Source organism: Borrelia persica No12 (genome assembly GCF_000500045.1).
GTDB classification, from domain to species: domain Bacteria; phylum Spirochaetota; class Spirochaetia; order Borreliales; family Borreliaceae; genus Borrelia; species Borrelia persica.
The window spans coordinates 1-317 of sequence record NZ_AYOT01000025.1 but is presented as its reverse complement, the minus strand read 5'-3'; the positions used below and the strand labels follow the sequence as shown (position 1 = coordinate 317).

Sequence of the window (317 nt, the reverse complement as noted above, 5' to 3'; positions counted from 1 at the left end):
AATTTGTTTGTAATTTTATCTTTATCCCCCTGCTCCGTTACAAGCACTTGACGCTTCATTTTTAAATTGATCTAAATTATTACTATTAGATTTAAATGAGCCCTCTAAAACTTGTTTAAATGTGTTCTTTTGATTTTCTGCATTATCTCCAGTACATTTGTTAAGTTCACTTTGGATATGTTGAAGTACAGACTTTATTGCAGATTCATCATGACTTAAAAACTTGTTAAAATCACTTTCATTATTCAATGCTTCTTTTAAGAAATTTAGATTTACTTTTTCAGTGTCATTTAACTTTTCTTTGAGTATTTCTTCTG

General features: G+C 27.8%; 1 protein-coding gene. It reads right to left on the bottom strand.

Going from position 1 to position 317, the window contains the following annotated elements; translation table 11 throughout:
* Window positions 1–21: 21 nt before the first annotated feature.
* Window positions 22–317, bottom strand: a 296-nt coding sequence (locus U881_RS0100420) for an Mlp family lipoprotein (protein WP_024652911.1), incomplete at its 5' end; no start/stop codon positions are given.